Genomic DNA, 19,024 nt, shown 5'->3' on the forward strand with positions numbered 1-19,024 from the left:
ATGGACATAAAAGAATTTTTACAAGAATTTAAAACTGAAATTACTGATAATGAATACCAAGCTTATATCACGCATTTGCAATTTAGCGAAAAATTAAGTAAAAATAACAATTTAGTATTTATAGCCCCTAATCATTTTTTAGCTAAATTTATACAAACAAAATATGCACAAAAATTAGCTTATTTTTATGAAGTAAAAACTGGTATTAATCCCCAAATTACCATAAGCACAAATGAAACAAAATCTTCAAATAAAAATAATTCTAAAATAGATATTTCACAAATTAAAGCACAAAGCACTATACTTAATCCATCTTTTACTTTTGAAAGTTTTGTTGTAGGTGATTCTAATCAATACGCTTATGCAACTTGTAAAGCCATTACAAGTAAAAATAAATTAGGAAAATTATACAATCCTATTTTTATATATGGGCCTACAGGACTTGGCAAAACGCATCTACTTCAAGCAGTAGGTAATGCATGCTTAGATAATGGATATAAAGTTATTTATGCTACAAGTGATAATTTTATCAATGATTTTACTTCACATTTAAATAATAAAACTATGAATAAATTCCATGAAAAATATAAAAGTTGTGATGTATTGCTTATAGATGATGTGCAATTTTTAGGCAAAACTGACAAAATTCAAGAAGAATTTTTTTTCACATTTAATGAAATAAAAGAAAAATTTGGTCAAATTATAATGACAAGTGATAATCCCCCAAATATGCTAAAAGGCATTACAGAGCGTTTAAAAAGTCGTTTTGCAAATGGAATTATTGCAGATATTACTCCGCCTGAACTTGATACAAAAATAGCAATTATCAAGAAAAAATGTGAATTTAATGCTATTGATCTTGACTCACAAGTAATTAGTTATATCGCTACTTCTATGGGAGATAATATCAGAGAAATTGAAGGAATGATTACAAATTTAAATGCTCAAGCAAGACTTTTTAATCAAAAAATCACACTAGAAATAGTAAAAAGTTTTATGAAAGATCATATCAAAGAAACAAAAGAAAACATTAGCATTGAAGATATACTAAGTGAAGTTTCAAAAAGCTATAATCTAAAACCAAATGATATAAAATCAAACAAAAAAACACAAAATATCGTCATAGCAAGAAGAGTAGTAATATTTTTAGCAAGGGAATTAACAACGATGTCTATGCCTCAACTTGCAAGATTTTTTAATATGAAAGATCATACAGCTATATCACATAATATTAAAAAAATTCAAGAACTCATTAAAGAAAATGAAAATTTAAAAATCATCATCGATGAACTAAGAAACAAAATTTTAACAAAAATAAAAAGTGCTATGTGAATAAATGTGAAAAATATTATTTTTTATTCTACAAACAAAAAAGCTATAGAAAAAAGTCTCAAAATACTTTTTCACATTTTCACATTACTTATTATTATGATAAAATAAATTTTAAAAACTACAAGGAAGAAAAATGAAAATAAGCATTAACAAAAACACCCTTGAATCAGCCATAGTTTTAACAAATTCTTATGTTGATAAAAAAGATTCTAGTAATATAGCTTCACACCTTCTTTTTGAAGTAATAGAAGATAAATTAATCATAAGAGCAAGTGATTATGAAATAGGAATAAACTATAAAATCAAAAAAATAAAAGTTGAAAATGCGGGTTTTGCAACAGCTAATGCAAAAAGTATATTAGATATTATCAAAAGTTTAAATAATGAAGATGTAGTTTTAGAAACTATAGAAAACTTCCTTTTTATTAGACAAAAAGGAACAAAATATAAACTTCCTATGTTTAATTATGAAGATTTTCCAAATTTTCCAAGTATAGAAGGTAAAGATAAATTTGATATTGACTCAAGTGATTTAAGTAGATCTTTGAAAAAAATCTTACCAGCAGTAGATACAAATAATCCAAAATACTCTTTAAATGGTGCCTTACTTGATATAAAAACAACCCATATAAATTTTGTAGGAACAGACACAAAACGCTTAGCAATTTTTACTTTAAATAAAACAAATGAAAGAGAATTAAATCTTTGTATCCCTAAAAAAGCTATACTTGAAATGCAAAAAATCTTCTTTGAAAAAATTGAAATTTACTATGATGAAAATATATTGATTGCTAAAAATGATAATTTTGAATTCTTCACAAAACTTATCAATGATAAATTTCCTGATTATGAAAGAGTCATACCAAAAAATATCACAAAAGAATTTATCTTTAAAACTGAAGATTTTTCAGATGCACTAAAAAAAATCAATGTCATTACTGAAAAAATGAAATTAAATTTTCATAAAAATAAATTGGTATTTGAAGGTATTAGTTTAGATAATATGGAAGCAAAAACTGAACTTGACATAGAACTTGACATAGAAGAAGAATTTAATCTTTGTATAAAAAATAAATTCATCACAGACTTTTTAAATTCTATAGAAAGTGAAACTTTCAAACTAAGTATAAATGAACCTCACATGGCTTTTTTAGTTTCAAGTGAAGAATTACAAACTGTGATAATGCCAGTAATTTTATAAGGAAAATAAATGCAAGAAAATCAAAATTATGGTGCTGGAAATATAAAAGTATTAAAAGGCTTAGAAGCTGTTAGAAAACGCCCTGGTATGTATATAGGTGATACAAACATAGGCGGACTTCATCATATGATTTATGAAGTAGTAGATAATTCTATAGATGAAGCTATGGCTGGATATTGCGATACTATAGATGTAGAAATTACCACTGAAGGTTCTTGTATAGTTAGTGATAATGGTCGTGGAATTCCTGTTGGTATGCATCCTACTGAAAATATGCCTACTTTAACTGTTGTTTTAACTGTTTTACATGCAGGCGGTAAATTTGATAAAGATACTTATAAAGTTTCTGGAGGACTTCACGGAGTAGGTGTAAGTGTTGTAAATGCTTTGTCTAAAAAACTTATAGCTACAGTTCATAGAGATGGTGAAATTTATAGACAAGAATTTTCAGAAGGAAAAGTAATAAGTAATTTTGAAACTATAGGAACTAGTAAAAAAACAGGAACTATAATAGAATTTTGGCCAGATGATAAAATTTTTGAAATAACTAATTTTGATTACGAAATTTTAGCAAAAAGATTTAGAGAACTTGCATATTTAAATCCAAAAATAACTATAAATTTTAAAGATAATCGCATAGGTAAAAGTGAAAGTTTTCATTATGAAGGTGGTATAAGCCAATTTGTAATGGATATGAATAAAAAACAAGCTTTAACTAAAGCTATATTTTTTAATGTAGATGAAGAAGATGTAAATGTGGAAGTAGCTTTGCTTTATAATGATAGTTATAGTGAAAATTTACTTTCTTTTGTAAATAATATTAAAACCCCAGATGGTGGAACTCATGAAGCTGGTTTTAGAATGGGACTTACAAGAGTTATAAGTAATTATATAGAAGCAAATGCTAGTGCTAGAGAAAAAGATTCTAAAATAACAGGTGATGATGTAAGAGAAGGTTTAATAGCGGTTGTAAGTGTAAAAGTTCCTGAACCTCAATTTGAAGGACAAACTAAAGGTAAATTAGGTTCTTCTTATGTTCGTCCTATAGTTTCTAAAGCTACATTTGAATATTTAACAAAATATTTTGAAGAAAATCCTATAGAAGCAAAAGCTATTATGAATAAAGCTTTAATGGCTGCTCGTGGTAGAGAAGCTGCTAAAAAAGCAAGAGAATTAACAAGAAAAAAAGAAAGTTCAAGCGTAGGAACTTTACCTGGAAAATTAGCTGATTGTCAAAGTAAAGATCCAAGTGAAAGTGAAATTTATTTAGTTGAGGGAGATAGTGCTGGAGGTTCAGCAAAACAAGGTAGAGAAAGAACTTTTCAAGCTATTTTACCTTTAAGAGGAAAAATACTTAATGTTGAAAAAGCAAGACTTGATAAAATTTTAAAATCTGAACAAATTCAAAATATGATTACAGCTTTTGGTTGTGGAATAGGAGATGAATTTGATATAGAAAAATTAAGATATCATAAAATTATCATTATGACAGATGCTGATGTAGATGGATCTCATATACAAACTTTGCTTTTAACATTTTTCTTTCGTTTTATGAATGATTTAGTTAAAAATGGCCATATTTATTTAGCTCAACCGCCTTTATATCGCTATAAAAAAGGACAAAAAAAAGAAATTTATTTAAAAGATGAAAAAGCTTTAAATGATTATTTAATAGAAACTGGTATAGAAACTTTACCTTATGAAGGTATAGGTTTAAATGATTTAAAAGATTTTTTAAAAATAGTCGCAGCTTATAAAAATGTTTTGAAAGAATTAGAAAAAAGATTTAATGTTATTTCAGTGATTAGATATTTGATAGAAAACCCTGATTTTATAAAATTAGATAATCAAAAATTATTTGATATTATCAAAGAATTTTTAGAAAAACAAAATCACAATATCTTAAATTCATATATCAATGAAAATGAAATTCGTCTTTATGTACAAACTGAAAATGGTTTAGAAGAGCTTATAATAAATGATGATTTATTTTCTCATCCTCTTTATGAAGAAGCAAATTATATTTATCAAAAAATCAAAGATAGAGATTTGAAATTTGATAAAGATGTATTAGAAATTTTAGATGATGTAGAAAAAAATGCTAAAAAAGGTGCTTACATACAGCGTTATAAAGGTCTTGGTGAGATGAATCCTGATCAATTATGGGAAACTACTATGGATCCAAACAATCGTCGTTTATTAAAGATTACTATAGAAGATGCTCAAAGTGCAAATGATACTTTTAATCTATTTATGGGAGATGATGTAGAACCTCGCCGTGAATATATACAAACTCATGCTAAAGATGTTAAACATTTGGATGTTTGATATTAAATTATGAAAACTTTTTTACAAAATATCCCAAAAGTAGAATTACACTTACACATTGAAGGCTCATTAGAGCCTAAAATGATGTTTGATTTAGCTAAGAAAAATAATATTACTTTAAAATATAAAAGCGAAGAAGAGATTAAAAAAGCTTATGATTTTTCAAATTTGCAAGATTTTTTAGATATTTATTATCAAGGTGCAAATGTCTTACAAACCAAGCAAGATTTTTATGATTTAACCTTTGCTTATATGAAAAAGTGTAAAGAGCAAAATGTAATCCATACTGAAATTTTTTTCGATCCTCAAACTCATACTGCTAGAAATATTCCTTTAAAAGATGTTATAGAAGGTATTTGGGAAGCTTTACAAAAAGCTAAAAGTGAATTTGGAATTTCAAGTTTTTTAATAGCTTGTATTTTAAGACATTTAAGCGAAGAAGATGGTTTAAAAACTTTAGATGAGCTTTGTTTGTATAAAGATAAAATCAAAGCTATAGGACTTGATAGCTCAGAACTTAACAACCCTCCTTTTAAATTTAAAAATTTATTTAAAAAAGCTAAAGAAGAAGGCTTTTTATTAGTTATGCATGCTGGCGAAGAAGGAGATAGTGAATATATCAAACAAGCTTTAAATTTAGGGGCTAATAGAATAGATCATGGAGTAAGGTGTCAAGAGGATTTAGAGCTTGTAAAACAATTAGCTAAAAGTCAAATTCCATTGACAGTATGTCCTTTATCAAATATAAAATTAAAAGTGTTTAATGTTATGCAAGAGCATAATATCTTAAAACTTTTAAAACAAAATCTCTGTGTTTGCGTAAATTCAGATGATCCTGCGTATTTTGGTGGATATATTTTAGAAAATTTTAATGCTTTAGATGAAGCTTTTAAATTTAGTAAAGATGAGGTTAAAAAACTTTGTATAAATGCTGTAAATGCATCATTTTTACAAGAAAATGAGAAAAAAAGTTTAATAAAAATGATCGAAGAATTTTCATGATTTTTTTAATTGGTGGAGAAAGTCATACAGGAAAAACTTTATTAGCCCAAAAATTACTTGAAAAATATTTTTATTCTTACTTGAGTTTGGATCATTTAAAAATGGGGTTAATCAAAGGATTAAAGGATTTTCCTTTTAGAGTATATGAAGACGAAAAAATAAGTGAGTATTTATTTCCTATCGTAGAAAGCATTATACAAACTTGTCTTGAAAATAATCAAAATTTAATTATAGAAGGAATTTATCTTACTCCTAAAAGAATTCAAAAATTTAAAAATAACGCTTTAATAAAGATATTCTATATTATTTTTTCAAAAGAATATATTTTGCAAAATTATAAATTAATATATCAAAAAGAAAATATTATAGAAACTCGTTTAACCAGTGAAAAAGAAAATATAAATATTTTAATATCAAATCATAAGTATTTAAAATCACAATGTGAAAATTTTAATTTAGCTTTTTTAGAAATTAAAAAAGACTATGAAATTGAAATTCAAAAAGCTTTTGATTTTTTTGTATAATTTTAATTTTAAATAGGAGAAATTATATGAGATATGGTGAAAAAGAGATAAAGGAATTTAGCGTAGAAAATATGGAAGTTTGGCCAAATGATGCTAAAAATGATTATGTGATTAAGATCACTTTACCTGAATTTATGTGTTGTTGTCCGCGTAGTGGATATCCTGATTTTGCTACTATTTATCTTGAATATATACCAAATAAATTAGTAGTAGAGCTTAAAGCTATAAAACTTTATATAAATACTTTTATGCATAGAAATGTTTCACATGAAGCAAGTATAAATGAAATTTATAATACTTTAAAAGAAAAATTAGATCCAAAATGGATAAAAGTAGTTGGCGATTTTAATCCACGCGGTAATGTTCATACTGTTATAGAATGTAGATCAGATTTAGTAGTACCAAAATAAAATATTTGTTTTAAAAATTCCATTTTTAAAAATATAAATTAAATTTATATTAAATATAATAATTATATATTTTAAACACTTTTACTTTTAGAAACACTTTTTATATAAATAGGATACTTTTTATATTATTTTATAAAAAAGTATCTTAGAATTTACTCGAATTTACATTTTAAGGATAAATACAATGGAAAAGTATCAATTAGATCAAGAACAAAATTCACAAGAAGATCGTAGAGGCTTTTTAAAAAATTTAGGTATTACTTTGCTTGGAGCTAGTGCTTTGGCAAATGTTTCTTTTGATAATTATTTTTTAGGTAGTCAAGCACTTGCTAAAGAATTAGATAGTTTTAAAATCGATGGAAAAAAAGATGTGATTTATCATGGGGAAAGACCTATGACAGCAGAAACACAAATTTATGCTTTAGATCCTGATTTTACAAGACCTGAAAATTTCTTTGTAAGAAATAATGGTGTTCCACCTGAAATGAGTACAATAAAAGAAAGAATGAAAAAAGGTTGGACACTTGAAATTGGCGGAGAAAGTGTAAAAACTGCAAAAACATACACTCTAGATGAACTAAAGAAAAAATTCAAACATTATACCTATGCATTGACTTTAGAATGCGGTGGTAATGGTAGAGGTGAAGTTATACCTAGCACTAAAGGGACTCAATGGGGTTATGGAGCTGTTGCTTGTGGTAGATGGACAGGAGTTAGACTAAAAGATATTTTAGAAGATTGTGGTGTAAAAGATGATGCTGTTTATATAGGGTATTATGGAATCGATACTAAATTAAATGGTGAAGAAGCTTCTCCTATTAGTAGAGGTGTGCCTATTAAAAAAGCTATGCAAGATGAAACATTAGTTGCTTGGGCTTATGAGGGTAAAGATATACCTTGGATCAATGGTTATCCACTTCGTTTAGTTTGTGGAGGATACCCTGCGAGTACAAGTGGTAAATGGCTTTCAAAAATTGTTGTAAGAAATAAAGTTCATGATGGTGAAAAAATGGACACTTCTTATAAAGTTCCAGTAAATCCTGTAAAACCAGGTGATTTTACATCTAAAGTTGAAATGAAAATCATCGAATCAATGCCAGTAAGATCTATCATCACTAACATCAAAAATAACACAAAAATTAAAGCAAATAAAAAATTTGAAGTTAGAGGAAAAGCTTGGGCGGGCGAGTTAGAAGTAAAAGAAGTATATGTAAGTAATGATTATGGTGTAACTTGGACTAAAGCAAAAGTTGAAAAACCTTTAAATCGTCTTGCATGGCAAAAATGGAGCACTCAAATTTCAATCCCAACAAAAGGATATTATGAAATTTGGGCTAGAGCAGTTGATAGTGAAGGAAATAGTCAGCCTATGGTTTTAGCACAATGGAATCCGGGTGGTTATATCAACAATGCTTGTCATAGAATAAATGTTCTTGGAGTATGAGATGTTTAAAAAAATAATCTTAGTTTTATGTATAGGATTTTCTTTTCTTTTTGCAAATGCGCAATATAAAGTAAATCCTGATACAGGATTGATTATAGATCCAGATTCTCCTTTAGTGGAAGCTAATTGTTTAGCTTGTCATGGCTCAGGACTTATCACTAATATGCGTGCAAGCAAACAAGCTTGGCTTGCTGCTATTAGATGGATGCAAGAATCAGAAGGTTTATGGGAAATTCCTGCAGATGATGAGGAAAAAATTTTAAATTATTTAACTAAATATTACGGGGAAAAATACGATACTAGAAGAAGAATCCCTTTAAATGTTTTGTTAGAAAAATAAAAATTTAGGATATAATTAATAAATTATAAACCAAAAGGAGTAAAATATGAAGTTAAAATCTTTAAGTATTATCGCAAGCATTGCTTTGCTTTCTAATGTAGCTATAGCAGATGAAAATTCTGGTTTGCTTTTAGGTGTTGATGCTGGTTGGTTTCATACTCAAATAGATAGTAGTATCAAACATAGAAATAATGGACAAAAAGCAAATTTTAATGGTGATTTAGAAGGTAATATCCCTGTTTTTGGTTTAAAAATAGGCTATCGTATTAATGAAAATCATAGAGTATATAGTGCTTATAATTATTCAAGCGAAATGAGTGATGTGATTACCATTCCTAGATTTACAATAGATGGGGAATTTGATACTCATAAGATTTTATTTGGTTATGATTTTACTCCAAAGGTATTTGACAATACAAGAGCTGTTTTAGGACTTTATGGTGGGTATGCTAGAACTGATCTTACTTTAAAAACAGGTCGTTTATCTTTATCTGAAAATTTTGATGGTTTTACTTACGGAGCAAAAATAGGTGCTTTATATGAACTAAATCTTTCAAATGAGATAGAATTTGGTTTTAAAGTGGAAAAAACTACCTATACTTCAAGAAATTTTTATAAAGACTCAATAGGATCAAATTTTTATAATCCTGAGCAAACTAACTATGGTTTATATCTAGGTTATACTTATAAATTCTAGGAGTAAAAATGCCAAAAGATGCAAATGGTGCAGAATTAAATGCAGGTGATAGTGTAAGCGTCATAAAAGATTTAAAAGTTAAAGGAGCAGGTGCTACTTTAAAGCGTGGCACCACTATCAAAAATATCAAATTAACAAACAAAGATACTGAGATTGAAGCTAAGGTTGATAAATTTGGTATGATAGTATTAAAAACAGAATTTCTTAAAAAAATTTAAATAAATTCTCAAAAAATTATTTTTGAGAATTTTCTTCTATACAATGTTTAAAAATAAATTGATGTTCTTGTGGTAAGGTTTCAAACAAAGCATTAGCTAAATTTCTAATCTCCCAAAGGGCTGATTTAGAACTTCTTAAAGTAAGAAAATTTTGCAAACTTCTTGCGTTTATAGTTAGAGTGAGTTCGGTTTTGTAGCTTTCTGGTAAGCAGTATTTTGCTATATCTAAACTTATGCTATTTTGTAAAATTAAACGCAAATTTTCTAAAGCTTTTATGCTTGCATTATCTACTACTTCATTTCCTGTTAATACTAAGTATCTTTTGGCATTTTCAAAATCATTTTCTTTAAATTCATTTTCATTTTTGAGTTCTTTTAAAGTATATCTTGTGCTTTTTACACTAGGACTAGTGTGACGATGTCTTGCAACTTCTTGCAAGCAAGCTCTTGAAATGCCTTGTATATAAAAAGTATAATTTAAATGTTCTAAAGTTGAAGCGTGTTTAAATTTATTTCCTACACGATCGATTAATTCTTTATCTTTTTCTCCTCCACAATCGCCTTTATCAAAACTTTGCCAACAAGTTCTTGTAGCATGTGAGCACACGCTTAGTGGAGTGTAGTTTAATAATGTAATCTTCATCAATTATCCTTATAAAAAATAAGCTAATTTTACAAAAAAAGTTTATAAAAATAAAATTTTTTATTGGTTATAATTTTAAAAAAATAGCAAGGTAATTTTATGAAATTAAAACAAACTAAATATATATTTGTAACGGGCGGAGTTTTAAGTTCTTTAGGCAAAGGTATCGCAGCAGCTTCAATCGCTACAATTTTAAAAAATTCAGGTTTAAAAGTAAGTATTTTAAAAGCTGATCCTTATATAAATGTAGATCCTGGCACTATGAGCCCTTTAGAACATGGAGAAGTTTTTGTAACTGATGATGGAGCTGAAACGGATCTTGATTTGGGTCATTATGAAAGATTTTTAAATGAAAGTTTGTCTCAAGATAATAATTTTACCACAGGAAGAGTTTATCAAAGCGTCATAGAAAAGGAAAGAAGAGGAGATTATCTTGGTAAAACTATACAAGTTATCCCTCATATAGTAGATGAAATAAAAGATCGTATAAAAAAAGCTGGGATAGATAAAGATATTTTGATAGTAGAAATTGGTGGAACGGTTGGCGATATAGAAGGTTTGCCATTTTTAGAAGCTATTAGAGCTTTAAAGCTTGAAGTTGGAAAGTATAATGCTATCAATATACATTTAACTTTGGTGCCTTTTATAAAAGCAGCAGGAGAGCTTAAAACTAAGCCAACGCAACATAGTGTTGGAGAGCTTCGTCGTATAGGTATAAGCCCTGATATGATTATATGTAGAAGTGAAAAATCTTTAGATAAAGACTTAAAAGAAAAAATTGCAATTTCATGTGGAGTTGAAAAAAATTGTGTTATAGAAAGTGTTGATGCAGCAAGTATTTATCAAATTCCATTGAATTTTTTAAGTCAAGATATTTTAAGTGCTATTGCAAATTTGCTTGATTTAAAAGATTTAAAGCCAAATATGAATGAATGGGATATTTTAGTAAAAAGGGTTATAGCTCCAAGCAATGAATTAAACATTGCTTTTGTTGGAAAATATGTTGATTTAAAAGAAAGTTACAAAAGTTTAACTGAAGCTATTATCCATGCTGGCGCAGCTTTAGATGCAAGGGTAAATTTAAAATGGATTGATAGTGAAAAATTAGAAAATTCTAATATAGAAGAAAATTTTAAAGATGTAAGTGGGATTTTAGTAGCTGGTGGTTTTGGATATCGTGGTGTAGAAGGTAAAATTCAAGCTATAAAATATGCAAGAGAAAATAAAATTCCATTTTTGGGAATTTGTTTAGGGATGCAGCTTTCTTTAATAGAATTTGCAAGAAATGTTTTAAAACTTGAAGATGCAAATTCGAGTGAATTTGACAAAAATTGTAAAAATCTTATTATATTTTTGATTGATGAATTTATTGATTCTAGCGGTAAAAAACAAATTAGAACAAGCAAAACCCCACTTGGTGGAACTATGAGACTTGGATCTTATGAGTGTCATATAAAAGAGAATACTTTGCTTAGCAAAGTCTATAATGGTCAAAAAATAGTAAAAGAACGCCATCGTCATCGCTATGAAGCAAATCCAAAATATAAAGATATTTTTGAAAAAAATGGACTTATAATTAGTGGAGAAAATGATGGGTTAGTTGAAGCTATAGAATTAAAAAATCACCCATTTTTCTTAGCAGTGCAATTTCACCCAGAATTTACTTCTCGTTTGGTGAAAGTAAATCCTGCGATTTTTTCTTTTATAAAAGCATCGTTAGATAAAAAATATGTTAAATAAAGCACAAATTAAACAAATTTTACATCAGCGTTTTGAAAATGATATCCATGTAAAACTTTGTGATCTTCCTATGCCTTCTTGTTTAAAAGATGTTTTTAAAGGAGCTTTGCGTATAAAAGAAGCCATTGAAAAAAATCAAAAAGTTGCTATAGTTGGTGATTATGATGTAGATGGGGTTATTTCTTGTGTTATATTTTCAGAATTTTTTGATGATATAGGTTTTGATTATATAGTTAAAATTCCAAATCGTTTTAAAGATGGCTATGGTTTAAATGAAGAAATTATTAATGAACTTGGATCAATTGATCTAATTATCACTGTAGATAATGGCATAGCCGCTGTTGAAGCAGCAAAAATGTGTAAAGAAAAAGGCATTGATTTAATTATTACAGATCATCATATGCCACCTGCTATTTTACCCGATGCCTATGCTATTATTAATCCAAAACAGCAAGATTGTGATTTTCCTAATGTTGAAATTTGTGGAGCCCAAGTTGCGTGGTATTTGATTGGAGCTATAAAAGAAGTTTGTAAAATTAATTATGATATGTGTAAATTTATCGAGCTTTTGGCTATTGCTATTATAGCTGATATGATGGAGCTTAGGGATTTAAATAGAGCTTTGGTAAGAAAAGGCATAGAATGTATTAACTCTTCTAATCGTGTTGCATTTAAAGCCATACGAAAATATTTTGGAAAAGATAAATTTGAAATTGATAATATTAGCTTTTTAATAGCACCATTAATCAATAGCGCAGGAAGAATGGATGATGCTATCATTTCTTATAAATTTTTACATTCAAAGAATATGGATGAGGTGATGGATTATTTAGAGCAAATTGTCTCTTATAATAATAACCGCAAAGATGAAGAAAGAGAGCTTTTTAAGCAATGTCTAGAGCAAGTTGATGAAAATAATAGTGTGATCATTGTTAATGGTTGTAATTGGCATGAAGGGGTTTTAGGCATAGTAGCAAGTAGGTTAGCAAAGCATTTTAATAAACCTGCGTTTGTATTTTCACAATGTGAAGATAGAGCTAAAGCAAGTGTTAGAAGTGTTGGACAAATTGATATTTTAGAAGTGATAGAAAAAGCTAAAGAATTAGTTTTAAGCTATGGCGGACACAAAGGTGCGGCTGGAGTAATGGTTCATGTAGATCAATTTGAGTTGTTTAAAAATAGACTTAATGAAATTTGTGCTCAAATTCCAAAAGAGGATTTTTATAGTTCAGATGAAGTTCTTGGTAGTATTGATCCTAATGAAGTTGATTTTGAACTTTTAGAAATTTTAGAATTTTTTGAGCCATTTGGCCATAAAAATCCAAGACCATATTTTAAATTTAATCAGCTTTTTGTAAAAAATAAAAAATATATAGGTAAAGATGAAAAGCATATTAAATTGATTTTAACTTATGATAATAAGACATTAGAAGCTTTGTTTTTTAATTATGATTATGAGCCAAATATAGGTGAAAATATTAGTTTAATTGCAAGTATTTCTAAAAATAATTTTAGAGGTTTAATTACCCCTCAGCTTACCATAAAAGAGATTATAAAATAGTATTTAGGACTAGTATGATTCAAAAATTATTATTGTTTTTTATATTTCAAGGTATCGTTTATGCTTATGAAACAAAAATTTTTGTTAATAATACCTATATACCTGAAAATTTTTACAAATATGACAAAGACTTTAAAAATGCAGCTAAAAAGTATAATATACCTGTATTTTTACTAAAAGCTATAGCTTTAACTGAAAATGCTTCTTTTGAGCATGATAGTATAGGTATTAATAAAAATAAAACTAAAGATTATGGATTAATGCAAATTAATAGCATTCATTTAAAGCGTTATGGAATTAGCAAAAAAGATATACAAAGAGCTTGTGTTAATATAGATACAGCAGCAAGATTGTTATATGAAATTATACAAAAACATGGTTTTAATTGGGATGCTATAGGTAGATACCACTCTTCTAATGAAAAATATAAAAATATATGGCTTAATAAAGTAGCAAAAAATTTTATAACAGTAATTTTTAAAGATATAAATGATCTTATAGTAGTAGAAAAAATTAGGGTAACAAAGCTTATGTATTTATTACTTAGTTTTAATGAAAAACAATATTTACATCTAGCAAATAATTAATTATAAATTTTCTTGTTTTAAAGCTTGAGCTTGATGATAAGTAATTAATGGCTCTATGATTTCATCAAAAAGACCACCTTCTAAAATCGCATCAAGTCTATATAGAGTAAGATTTATTCTATGATCGCTAATTCTATTTTGAGGGAAATTATAAGTGCGTATGCGTTCGCTTCTATCGCCGCTTCCAACTTGAGATTTTCTTGCTTGACTTTCTTTTGCTAAGCGTTCTTGTTCTTGCATTTCAAAAAGTCTTGCTTTTAAAACTTTCATGGCACTTTCTTTATTTTTATGCTGACTTTTACCATCTTGATTTACCACTACTATACCAGTTGGGATATGGGTAATTCTTACAGCACTATCTGTGGTATTTACACTTTGTCCGCCATGACCGCTACTGCGCATTACATCAATTTTTAAATCGTTTGGATTGATTTGAATTTCTACATCATCAACTTCAGGCATAATAGCTACTGTAATAGCTGAAGTATGGACTCTTCCTTGTGATTCAGTTTCAGGAACTCTTTGAACCCTATGGGTGCCACCTTCATATTTTAATCTAGAATAAGCTCCATTTCCTTTTATAAGAAGGATGATTTCTTTAAATCCACCAACACTTCCTTCGCTTGAGCTGACTATTTCGTATTTATAATCACGATTTTCAGCATAGCGTATATAAGCTTTTACCAAATCTCCAACAAACAAAGAAGCCTCATCGCCACCAGTTCCAGCACGAATTTCTAAAAAGATATTTTTATCATCATTTGGATCTTTTGGTAATAAAAGGATTTTTAGCTCTTCTTCGAGTTTAGGTTTTAAAAGTTCTAAATTTTTTAATTCTTCTTTGGCTAATTCTCCAAGCTCAAGATCAGATAATAGAACCTTATTTTCTTCTATATCCTCTAAAGTTTTAAGATATTCTTGGGCTTTTTCTACTATAGGTTCTAAATTTTTTTGCTCTTTTGATAGAGCAGTCATTTTGGAAATATCATTGGAGATATTAACATCGCTTAAGAGAGCATTAAGCTCATCAAAGCGTGCTAAAAAAGGTTTGAGTTTATCAGCTAACATTAAATTATGCTATTTTATTTACCAACAATGCTAATCTACTTACACGGCGTGAAGCAGTTTGTTTTTTCAAAAATCCACGACTTACCATAGCATGGATGCTTTTATTTGCTACTTTTAATGCATTTATTGCTGCTTCTTTGTCGCTATTTGCTGCTGCCTCGCGAACTGCTTTAGTAATGTTTTTTAATCTTGTTCTATAAAATCTATTTCTTTCAGTTCTTTTTATAGTTTGTCTTGCTCTTTTTTCAGCAGATTTATGGTTTGCCATAACATTCCTTTTTTATAAATTAAGTTGATAATTATACAAAAAATAAATTAAATTTTTATAAATTTAAGCGATATTAAAGTATTTAGAATGCGAACTATTAAAGTTTAAATTGCTTACTTGTTTTAATATTTTATATTATTAAATTTTAGAAAATCTCTTAATTTATCATACTCTCCATTTTCTAAATAGCGATATTTTCCAGCTTTCAATACACCAAGATCTAAAGCACCAAAAGCCACTCTTTTAAGATCCATTACTTCTAGATCAAAATGTCCAAAAAATCTTCTAAGTTCTCTATTTTTACCTTCATTGATAATTACTTTTAGTTTGGTAAATCCTCCACTTGATCCAAAAATTTCAAAATCCAAAAAAGGAGCAAAACTCATAGATGTTATTTTAGTTTTTGCGTGAGCTCCTTTTGTTTCATTTTGAATTTCTAAACCATTTTGCATAGCCTCTATGACATTTTTGTCTACAATACCTTTAACTTTTAAATAATACTCTCTTTCTAAATCGCTATGCATTAACGCATCAGCTATTACAGGAGAGTCTGTTAGTAAAAGCAACCCCTCACTTGCAAAGTCTAATCTTCCTACACTAAGCCAAGTGTTAAATTGTCTAGGCAAGCTATCATAAATAGTTTTTCTGCCTCTATCATCTTTTTTACTAACTATTTCACCCTTTTGTTTGTGATAAATGATGACTGAAAATTGTGTTTTTTTATGTAATTTTTTACCATTTATAAAAATTTTATCATCTTCTTTTACACTATCGCTTAATTTTGCAATCTTGTGATTTATTTTAACCAAATCTTGCTTTATAAGCTCATCAGCTTCACGGCGTGAATATTTGCTATTGTGTGAGATAAATTTGTTAATTCTCATTTTCACTCATTTTATACTACAAATATTGTTGGAACTATGGTTGGATATTTTTTAATTTTTTTAAATATATGTTTTTTTAACACTTGTCTAATTTGTGCTTCTAAAATTTTTGGATTGTTTAAAATTTCATCCTTTATATTTGGTAAAAATTGACTTAAAACATCACTCATTTCTTTAGAAAATGCTCCATCTTGCTTATCTGCTACCAAGCCATAACTAAAAACTCTTGGTTTGTTTATAAGTGTTTTGGTTTCTTTATTTAGTTGAGCAATAATAACCACTATGCCACTATCTGCTAATTTTTGTCTATCTATCACAACATCATCAGCGATTTGTTTATTGATTTGATTGTCTACAAAAACCTTGCCTGTTTTGACTGTTTTTACGCGTTTGATGTATTTTTGGCAAAGCTCTACTTGATCACCATCACTCATTAAGTAAATGTTTCTTTCAGGAATTCCACATTTAATAGCTGTTTCTTTATGCTTGTTTATGTGATTATATTCTCCATGGACAGGTAGGAAAAATTTAGGTTTTACTAAGGTTAGCATTAGTTTTTGCTCTTCTATACTAGCATGTCCGCTTACATGAATTTCGCTAAATTCTTGATAAGCTACTTTTGCTCCTGCTTTTAAAAGAAAATCAAGCACAGCAGAAACATTTGCTTCATTTCCAGGTATAGCTTTAGCTGAGATGATTACTTGATCGCTAGGTTTAATTTTGATAAATTTATGCTCATCTGTAGCCATTCTATATAAAGCACTCATTGTCTCACCTTGGCTTCCTGTGGTAACTATAAGCACTTCATTGTCTTTGTATTTGCTTACCTCATCTGCATCAATGAAAATTTTTCTATCTAGCTTAATATATCCAAGTTCCATAGTTGTATATAAATTTCTTTCCATAGAACGACCTATAACACATACTTTTCTTCCATATTTTAAGCCATAGCTAATTGCTTGATAGACTCTGTGTATATTTGAGCTAAAAGTGCTCATTATCACCCTGCCTTTAGTCTTAGAAAAAATTTGATCAAAAGTAGGTCCTACAGAACTTTCGCTTTTTGTGTAGCCTTCTTTGTATGAATTTGTACTATCGCTTAAAAGACACAAAACTCCTTCTTCTCCATATTGAGCTAAACGATTTAAATCGCTTGGATATCCATCGATTGGAGTTTGGTCTATTTTAAAATCTCCTGTATGTATTATAGTTCCTGCTTTGGTTTTTATGGCCAATGCTGAAGCATCAATGATAGAATGGGTTATATGTATCCATTCTATATCAAAATCACCTATTTCATAAATTTGTCTTTTTGTTACTGGTCTAAACCATTTGCGTTCAGCTTTTAATCCATGCTCTTCAAATTTGTTTGAAATCATTCCAAGAGCTAATGGGGTAGCATAAATTGGAAATTGAAATTCTTTAAAAAAATACGGCACGGCGCCTATATGATCTTCATGTGCATGAGTGATGATGATGGCTCTAATTTTATTTTTGATTTTTCTTATATAATCAAAATCAGGTATGATGATATCTACTCCATGCATAGTACCATCTGGGAAACTCATACCTATATCAACTACAATCGCATCATTGTTTGTTTCAAAAACGGTTATATTTCCACCTATTTCCCCAAGTCCTCCAAGAGGAGTAATTTTGATTTTATGCTCGCTTTGATTATTGTGTTTTAAAGGGTGCAATCTTAACTCATGCATAAGTTTGTTTGCTTCTATGCTTTTTGCAAGTTCTATTTGCCAATCTTCATTACCATTTAATTTCGAAGGCAAATTGCGATTTTTCTTTTTTTTCTTTTTATCATCAGAATTGGTAGAATTTTCTATATTATTAGCATTTTCTTCTGCTGTATTTTCAAAATTTTTCTTTTTTTTATTTTTGAATTTGTTATATCTTTTAGCTTTATTTTGCTCTAAAGTTTTGTTTTCCTCGTTCATAGTTATCCTTTAAATACTTAAAAATTTTAAGGTATTGATCAACGCTTATTTCATGAGCCCTTGAAGTGGGCACTATTTTTAATGTATTGAAAATTTCTAAAATTTTTTCTTTTTTATCTTTAAAATTTGATATTAATTGCTTTCTTGGATTTTGAAAACAAATTCTAAGAAAAGCTTTAAAATCTTCTAAATTTTCAATTTTTTGCTCATAAGTCGCTATTTTTTCGAGCTTCATCACAGCTGAAGTAACTTTTGGAGGCGGATTGAAACTTTCTGGTTTGATTTCAAATAATAAATTTCTTTTACAAATCAATTCACAAAGAATACTTAATGCCGAAAAATTACTTTCTTTAAAATTTGCACAAAATTTTTGCGCGACTTCTTTTTGCACCATAACGATAAGCCCTAGACATTTTTTATCTTCTAAGGCTTGTAAAATTAAATTTGTAGCAATATAATAAGGTAAATTTGCTACTAAAAAATACTCTTCCTTGCTTAAATTTCCATTTTCAAAAGCTAAACTAGCGTCTTGATGGATAAGCTCGAAATTTCCACCTTGAATTTCATTTTGAAATTTTTTATTTAAAATAGGAATCAAATCTTTATCAATCTCATAAGCTCTTAGTTGAACTTGTGGGATTTTCAAAAGTTCTTGCGTTAAATCACCTAAGCCAGGCCCAATCTCAACTATATTTGTAGTATCTTTGGGTATGGCTTGAGTGATTTTCATTATCACGCTCTTATCGCATAAAAAATTTTGTCCAAAATGTTTTTTTGCTTTTATCATTGATATATTCTATCTAAAATTAATTAATTATAGCATTA

General features: G+C 28.2%; 19 protein-coding genes. 13 read left to right on the plus strand and 6 right to left on the minus strand.

Annotated elements, in window-relative coordinates:
* The 10 genes from dnaA to CVOLT_RS00050 all read left to right on the plus strand — a co-directional run bounded on the left by dnaA (nucleotide 1) and on the right by CVOLT_RS00050 (nucleotide 9,496).
* Complete coding sequence (gene dnaA / locus CVOLT_RS00005; protein ID WP_039664879.1) at nucleotides 1-1,332, plus strand: chromosomal replication initiator protein DnaA; 1,332 nt, start codon at nucleotides 1-3, stop codon at nucleotides 1,330-1,332.
* A 133-nt stretch (nucleotides 1,333-1,465) separates the two neighbouring features.
* Entirely contained in the window at nucleotides 1,466-2,533 is a 1,068-nt protein-coding gene (gene dnaN, locus CVOLT_RS00010) for a DNA polymerase III subunit beta (protein WP_039664880.1), read from the plus strand.
* Nucleotides 2,534-2,542: 9 nt separating this feature from the next.
* Nucleotides 2,543-4,861 carry a DNA topoisomerase (ATP-hydrolyzing) subunit B gene (gene gyrB, locus CVOLT_RS00015; RefSeq protein WP_039664881.1) on the plus strand — a complete coding sequence of 773 codons (2,319 nt, stop codon included), beginning with the start codon at nucleotides 2,543-2,545 and terminating at the stop codon, nucleotides 4,859-4,861.
* 9 nt (nucleotides 4,862-4,870) lie between these two features.
* On the plus strand, nucleotides 4,871-5,863 hold the full coding sequence (locus CVOLT_RS00020; RefSeq protein WP_039664882.1) for an adenosine deaminase: 993 nt from the start codon (nucleotides 4,871-4,873) through the stop codon (nucleotides 5,861-5,863).
* Nucleotides 5,860-6,387: a hypothetical protein gene (locus tag CVOLT_RS00025; protein ID WP_039664883.1), complete on the plus strand. Its 528-nt coding sequence runs from the start codon at nucleotides 5,860-5,862 to the stop codon at nucleotides 6,385-6,387. Before CVOLT_RS00020 ends, CVOLT_RS00025 begins: the two co-directional genes overlap by 4 nt.
* Before the next feature lie 26 nt (nucleotides 6,388-6,413).
* Nucleotides 6,414-6,797: a preQ(1) synthase gene (gene queF, locus CVOLT_RS00030; protein ID WP_039664884.1), complete on the plus strand. Its 384-nt coding sequence runs from the start codon at nucleotides 6,414-6,416 to the stop codon at nucleotides 6,795-6,797.
* Between the two features lie 184 nt (nucleotides 6,798-6,981).
* On the plus strand, nucleotides 6,982-8,241 hold the full coding sequence (sorA, locus tag CVOLT_RS00035; protein WP_039664885.1) for a sulfite:cytochrome c oxidoreductase molybdopterin oxidoreductase subunit: 1,260 nt from the start codon (nucleotides 6,982-6,984) through the stop codon (nucleotides 8,239-8,241).
* 1 nt (nucleotide 8,242) lies between these two features.
* Complete coding sequence (gene sorB / locus CVOLT_RS00040; RefSeq protein ID WP_039664886.1) at nucleotides 8,243-8,581, plus strand: sulfite:cytochrome c oxidoreductase monoheme cytochrome C subunit; 339 nt, start codon at nucleotides 8,243-8,245, stop codon at nucleotides 8,579-8,581.
* 46 nt (nucleotides 8,582-8,627) lie between these two features.
* Nucleotides 8,628-9,278, plus strand: a complete 651-nt coding sequence (locus tag CVOLT_RS00045; protein WP_039664887.1) for an outer membrane beta-barrel protein — start codon at nucleotides 8,628-8,630, stop codon at nucleotides 9,276-9,278.
* Nucleotides 9,279-9,286: 8 nt separating this feature from the next.
* Nucleotides 9,287-9,496: an alkylphosphonate utilization protein gene (locus CVOLT_RS00050; protein ID WP_039664888.1), complete on the plus strand. Its 210-nt coding sequence runs from the start codon at nucleotides 9,287-9,289 to the stop codon at nucleotides 9,494-9,496.
* 16 nt (nucleotides 9,497-9,512) lie between these two features.
* Here the strand turns inward: CVOLT_RS00050 and thyX are convergent, their stop codons facing one another.
* Entirely contained in the window at nucleotides 9,513-10,139 is a 627-nt protein-coding gene (thyX, locus tag CVOLT_RS00055) for an FAD-dependent thymidylate synthase (protein WP_039664889.1), read from the minus strand.
* Nucleotides 10,140-10,238: 99 nt separating this feature from the next.
* Here thyX and pyrG point away from each other — a divergent pair, with 99 nt between their 5' ends.
* The 3 genes from pyrG to CVOLT_RS00070 are packed head-to-tail and all read left to right on the plus strand — an operon-like array spanning nucleotide 10,239 to nucleotide 14,027.
* On the plus strand, nucleotides 10,239-11,879 hold the full coding sequence (pyrG, locus tag CVOLT_RS00060; RefSeq protein ID WP_039664890.1) for a CTP synthase: 1,641 nt from the start codon (nucleotides 10,239-10,241) through the stop codon (nucleotides 11,877-11,879).
* Entirely contained in the window at nucleotides 11,869-13,440 is a 1,572-nt protein-coding gene (gene recJ / locus CVOLT_RS00065) for a single-stranded-DNA-specific exonuclease RecJ (protein ID WP_039664891.1), read from the plus strand. The genes pyrG and recJ overlap by 11 nt, the downstream gene beginning before the upstream one ends.
* Before the next feature lie 14 nt (nucleotides 13,441-13,454).
* Nucleotides 13,455-14,027: a lytic transglycosylase domain-containing protein gene (locus CVOLT_RS00070; RefSeq protein ID WP_052243136.1), complete on the plus strand. Its 573-nt coding sequence runs from the start codon at nucleotides 13,455-13,457 to the stop codon at nucleotides 14,025-14,027.
* Here CVOLT_RS00070 and prfA read toward each other — a convergent pair whose 3' ends face one another.
* From prfA to rsmA, 5 genes are all read right to left on the minus strand, one after another.
* Complete coding sequence (gene prfA / locus CVOLT_RS00075) at nucleotides 14,028-15,095, minus strand: peptide chain release factor 1 (protein WP_039664892.1); 1,068 nt, start codon at nucleotides 15,093-15,095, stop codon at nucleotides 14,028-14,030.
* A 4-nt stretch (nucleotides 15,096-15,099) separates the two neighbouring features.
* Nucleotides 15,100-15,363, minus strand: coding sequence for a 30S ribosomal protein S20 (rpsT, locus tag CVOLT_RS00080; RefSeq protein WP_039664893.1), 264 nt, complete (start codon nucleotides 15,361-15,363; stop codon nucleotides 15,100-15,102).
* Between the two features lie 122 nt (nucleotides 15,364-15,485).
* A complete protein-coding gene (locus tag CVOLT_RS00085) occupies nucleotides 15,486-16,247 on the minus strand; it encodes a pseudouridine synthase (RefSeq protein ID WP_039664894.1) in 762 nt (253 codons plus the stop codon).
* An 11-nt stretch (nucleotides 16,248-16,258) separates the two neighbouring features.
* Nucleotides 16,259-18,199 carry a ribonuclease J gene (locus CVOLT_RS00090; protein ID WP_039664895.1) on the minus strand — a complete coding sequence of 647 codons (1,941 nt, stop codon included), beginning with the start codon at nucleotides 18,197-18,199 and terminating at the stop codon, nucleotides 16,259-16,261.
* Entirely contained in the window at nucleotides 18,165-18,986 is an 822-nt protein-coding gene (gene rsmA / locus CVOLT_RS00095; protein WP_039664896.1) for a 16S rRNA (adenine(1518)-N(6)/adenine(1519)-N(6))-dimethyltransferase RsmA, read from the minus strand. The genes CVOLT_RS00090 and rsmA overlap by 35 nt, the downstream gene beginning before the upstream one ends.
* Nucleotides 18,987-19,024: the final 38 nt, after the last annotated feature.

Source organism: Campylobacter volucris (assembly GCF_008245045.1).
Lineage (GTDB): Bacteria > Campylobacterota > Campylobacteria > Campylobacterales > Campylobacteraceae > Campylobacter_D > Campylobacter_D volucris.